The sequence below is a fragment of the Bradyrhizobium sp. UFLA05-89 genome (assembly GCF_059803475.1).
This window is the reverse complement of record NZ_JBANBA010000217.1, coordinates 1-5,079: the sequence shown is the minus strand read 5'-3', so window position 1 is coordinate 5,079 and position 5,079 is coordinate 1. Positions and strand designations below refer to the sequence as shown.

Genomic DNA, 5,079 nt, shown 5'->3' with positions numbered 1-5,079 from the left:
GGTGAGTGGATCGTCGAACCCTCCTGGCTGAATCAGCTTGGTGACGTTATCGTTGGACACGGCATATCGCTCCTTCGGTGGAGAAGTGGAGGCGTCAAGCACTCCCACGATATGCCGCCTTCACCAACTTTCGGCGATAGCTCTGCTGGCTAGCGTCGAAGCCTCAACCGTTCACTGACTGCGGAAAATAATCCTATTCAAGATTGTCCCCCGCGCTTAGATTGCGCGGGGGATTTTTATGCGAAAGACATTGCTTTTAGGCTGCCTGACGCTTGGCGGGTGCGCGGTAAACACCGTCAACACCCCGCCCACTGTGGACATACGGGGTGTTGATCAAACCAGATATCCGGATGATCTCGCGGCTTGCCAGGAACAGGCCCGCAATGGCGGCTGGATACAGCTTGGCGCGCCTGTGAGTCGCTGCTTAGAAGAGCGCGGCTATCGGGTCACTCAGCGGCTGAGTTAGATTGTGGGGGATTTTACTATGCCGGGCACACCGATCGATGCTTGGGCATCGCCCGAACAACTCAGCTCATCAGCGGACGAGGTAGCCAAACAAGCGATTCAAGATACCGCCCGCCACGAAGAGCAAATCGTCAAACTGGTCCTGTTCCAAGATGACCGCGCGCTGAGAGTTCTGGCGGTCTACGTGCCAGTGATAGTCGCCCTCACCACCGCCGCAATCGCTCTACAGCAGGCGCACAATCTGACGCTCTATGTTGGCTTGATGATTGGGGGAGTAGCCTTCAGCTTGTTCCTGGGATGCGTCAAGGCAGTCATGGTGCTGTGGCCTGCCCCCTTCCAGAAGGCCGGAATTTTGGAAGTGGGCGCTCCAACACGATATAGCTCTGCACGCTATGGCGAAAGCCTACGTAGACATTGCAGACGATACCGTTGCACACAATCAAAAGCACAACGCCTACGCGTCGGCGAATTTGACCGGGGCATACCTATGCGGCATCGCGGCTCCGTTTGTCGGAGCCGCTTTGATTTGGATGGCCTATTGGTCCCGCTGACTACCCCCGGGGCATCGGCCTGGGAGGCGGCGGCGGCGGCCTCGGAATGCCCTTCTGGACCGTTGTGGGAGGCGGTGGCGGGGGTGTCTTTCCCTGAGACATAGAGCGGAATCCCTCCTGCAGTTGAGCCCTAACTATAACGTGATTCCACGGCCTGCAGCGCGAATTTGGTTTGCATCGGAAGTCAAAAGCACAACGGTGAAGCGGAAGTGTCCATTCTCGTCGACATCGGCAATCACCCGCGAGTAGATGCCGGGCACCGGATTGGTCGGATCGACGACGTCGGGCGTATTGGAGCTAGAGACGTCGACTGCGCCGACCGGCGCGAGATACCCCGTGAACGAAACGACGCTGTGATCGAGCGACAGGTTGAGGGCAATCTCTGACTTGGACGGGAAGCTTGTGACCATCTGGTCCTTGTTGGCGGTGGTGCCGCGGTCAGTGCTGTTCGGGACCTCGAGCGATTGCAGGTGATCGCCGTCGAGCCGCAGCTCGTCGAGCATGATCTTGGCGGTGATGCCGAAGGAACCGTCGACCAGAACGTTGCTGAACACTGCCGGATAGGTACCATCGGCGGTCGCGGTGACGCAGTTGGGCGCCACGCAGTTGGGCGGCAGTTGGGTGATGCCAGGCGTGAAGGCTAGGGCCTTGCTGTCATAGACCGTGCGACTCAGCAGCAGATGACCCCGGTGGAAATGAACATCGCCGTCCCCTGCGCGCGCTGGCGCGGAGGCGAGCGCTGTGGAGGCGAGCAGCGCGAGCGCAAGGCCGGGCTTGAGCGAACGCCCGGTCAAGGGGCGCAATGCTTGAAGGATCATTGTCATTATCCTGGTGTGAAATTTGAGCGATGCGAGGGCCGCGTTAACGTCGCTGCGGCGCGCGCGAAATCTGCGCGCGGTCTGTTACAGCAATGCGAACGAGGTGCGACGGTTGGCCGGAGCATCTGGTCACGGCCGCCCGCTCGCGATGTCGCTCAACCGACCGCGACGTCGTCAAGTGTGACCACTTGGCGGTCGACAACCAATACCGCAGGGGTCACTGGAGAGGCTGGCCGGATGCAGGATTTGGGCGCGAATGTACGATTCGTTGCATTTAATCGATTGAACGAAGCAAATTGTGAAGCCTAGACGACGCACTCAGGTGAGAAATGACAATGATGTTCGTTTGGTACAATTTCGGTCGGGGCAAAGCGGATGGGGATAATGTTTGAACGTGATGGTGACTTGATATCTCAGCTTCTGCTTTACATGATCGTTTTGCTTATTCTTGCGTCTCTAATGATTGTTGCATGGCAGCTTGCCTGATGATCGAAACCGTATCGGCGCGCGTTGCTCGCCCAGTTGCGCTAGGCAAAGCGTGGGCGCTGATGATCGGCACCGGCCAGAGGTGCCGCGGCGATGAGGCGCGACACTGCTCGGACAATGGCGATACGATCGGAGGCTTCGCACCAGCGGAAATGGACGAGCGGAAGCTGCGCAGGACCCTTTGATTGAACGAGGCCCGGAAATGGAGGCAAACCCAACCGGACCTCGTGATCTAGGCGCGCATTGCACGCTTCGACCGCACTCGACCTATCATCTCTTCGATATAAAGTGAATATCCCAAATCGACTGTTTTGCTTTCGTCGAAGGAATGCCGACCTCGATTCGCGTTTTCTTGGATCACTACAAGAGAGTGCGGGTCAGTACTGAGTGCCGATACCAATGATCGGCGATCCGGCTCGCTGCCGATGGAAATTTTCGAATATTTTTCTTGTGTGTCTGTTCGTCTGTGATGGGATCAATCGCTCGTAGAATCCCAAGTGGTTCTTCGAATCCGCCGTGCCTGCTCTTTTCCTTTCATGTTGCCTGCTATCCTGAAGAATTTCCGCGCGGCTTGGATGTCTCGCGCAGAAATTCAACTAGCTTGCGCAGGTTGCGGTCCACAGCCTTGACCGACCAAAGTAGCCGATCGTTTGTGGCGCGCTAGCAGATCACGCGCATTTAAAGAAGTTTGTTAACTGACGCCGCCCTAAACGCATCGGCGGATCCAATCGCGTAACTGCAAAGCGCAGAACTGCGGACGCAGTTTCATCGAGGTGAGAAATGCTCAATGTTGTTGAGTTTCGCCGGCCGGATGCACCGGTGCAGGTCGATCGTGGGCCGACACGAATAAACGTTACCGGCAAGCGCGGCGCGCGGATCGTGCAGTTGCGGGTGCCGATGGCATGCGATCCCGATAGACGCACAGATCAACGGCTCGAAAGCGTTCAAGCGAATGCCAAGCTTACGATCGATCACGCGATCGCCACGCTCGAGCAGAACCATCATCAGATGCGAGCGGTGATACAAAAGATTGGCGACGCTTCAGCGAGGGCCAAACTGGAAGCTGCTCTCAATCTGATTGAGCAAGACCTCGAACTCGCAAAACTCAAATCTTCCAGGCTCTAGCCGACGTTCCTGCCGGACCGTCAGCTCGCTACACAAGAACATTCGAAGCAGGACTATCTCTCAATATTGGAAAGTCATAGCAGTGCTTGCAAACATCAAAATCGCCGCTCGGCTCATGATCGGTTTCGGATTGCTGCTTATGATGACCGCCGCAATCGGCGGTTACTCGGTCAATGCGTCCCGGAGCGCGAGCAGTTCGTTGGCAACTGTTGTTCGTCAAAAGAATCATGTGGTCGAAGACGAGCGCATCGAAAAGTATGTGTTTGAAGGTCGGATGCATGCGTGGATCGCCTTGGCAACTGACGATCAATCGCATTGGGCGAAGGCGGCAGAGGGCTACAAGAGGGCCTTTGCGCAGCTCGATGAGCTCGCTGCCGACACCAAAAACGTGGGTCGCCTGGCCAGAGTTAGGGACTTGAAATCAGCTGTCGCGGACGATGCAGCGAAGGCGCTTGGCCTGAAAGACTACAGAGGAAGAAACGGTGCCCTCGATACCGCCGAAGCGAAATCCGCCGTAAGTTCTGCACTCGCGGCTGGACGCCACGTTGACGAGCTCGCAGAGCCGCTCGCAAACGATTACGAGAAGGCTTCGAAAGAGACTGTCTCGAAGGCCGAAGACGAGCTTCAATTGGGTGTGACGATTGCCCTGGTTCTTGGCGCCCTTAGTATGCTCCTTGGTGTAGCCCTCTCAGTGCTTACGTCGCGCAGCATCAGTAAGCCGATTCGGGAGCTGACGGCCTCGATGTTGGACTTGGCCGAAGGCAATTTCGATGTTGTGCTCTCCGGTCTTGGGCGCAAGGACGAAATCGGCGAAATCGCCAGTGCGGTCGAACGGTTTAAAGTGAAGGCGGCTGAGAAGGCGAAGGCGGAGGCCGCGGCAAAAGTGGACCAGGATCGGATCGTCGCCGAGCAACGAAAGGCCGACCTGCGCCAGGTTGCCGATGCATTCGAAGGTGCAATCGGAGAAATTGTCGACACCGTTTCCTCTGCGTCCACGGAGCTGGAAGCATCCGCGGGCTCACTGACCAGGACGGCGGAATCGACCGAGCGGCTGTCGATCGCCGTCGCATCGGCCTCCGAACAGGCCTCCGCTAATGTTCAAACTGTCGCGTCGGCCACGGAAGAAATGTCAGCTTCAGTGAACGAGATTAGCCGGCAGGTTCAGGAATCAGCGCGTATTGCCGGTGAAGCCGTACGACAGGCCCAGAACGCTGACGAGCGTGTGTTGTCGCTCTCCCATGCCGCCGGCAAGATTGGTAATGTCATCGAACTCATCAACACCATCGCGGGTCAAACCAATCTTCTTGCCTTGAATGCGACAATCGAAGCAGCACGCGCCGGAGATGCCGGCCGCGGTTTTGCGGTCGTCGCCTCCGAGGTGAAAATACTGGCGGAGCAGACCGCCAAGGCAACCAAGGAGATCGGCGAACAAATCACCGGGATCCAGTCGTCGACGCAAGAGTCGGTCGCCAGCATCAAGGAAGTAAGTGGCGTTATCCGCCGCATCTCGGAAATCTCTTCGGCCATTGCCTCGGCCGTGGAAGAGCAAGGCGCCGCCAATCAGGAGATCGCCCGGAACGTGCAGCAGGCTGCAATCGGTACAAATGAGGTCGCCTCGAATATCGCAGAAGTTA

The 5,079-nt window shown here is 57.4% G+C and carries 4 protein-coding genes; 3 read left to right on the top strand and 1 reads right to left on the bottom strand.

Annotated elements, in window-relative coordinates; genetic code table 11:
• The first annotated feature begins 484 nt into the window (after positions 1-484).
• On the top strand, positions 485-1,120 hold the full coding sequence (locus SO139_RS45440; protein WP_498542087.1) for a hypothetical protein: 636 nt from the start codon (positions 485-487) through the stop codon (positions 1,118-1,120).
• Between the two features lie 30 nt (positions 1,121-1,150).
• Here SO139_RS45440 and SO139_RS45435 read toward each other — a convergent pair whose 3' ends face one another.
• Positions 1,151-1,834, bottom strand: a complete 684-nt coding sequence (locus SO139_RS45435) for a hypothetical protein (RefSeq protein WP_498542086.1) — start codon at positions 1,832-1,834, stop codon at positions 1,151-1,153.
• 1,266 nt (positions 1,835-3,100) lie between these two features.
• Between SO139_RS45435 and SO139_RS45430 the strand changes: the two genes are divergently transcribed.
• Positions 3,101-3,445, top strand: a complete 345-nt coding sequence (locus tag SO139_RS45430; RefSeq protein WP_449384066.1) for a hypothetical protein — start codon at positions 3,101-3,103, stop codon at positions 3,443-3,445.
• An 82-nt stretch (positions 3,446-3,527) separates the two neighbouring features.
• Positions 3,528-5,079: methyl-accepting chemotaxis protein (locus tag SO139_RS45425; RefSeq protein WP_498542085.1), on the top strand; the 1,552-nt coding region annotated here is incomplete at its 3' end.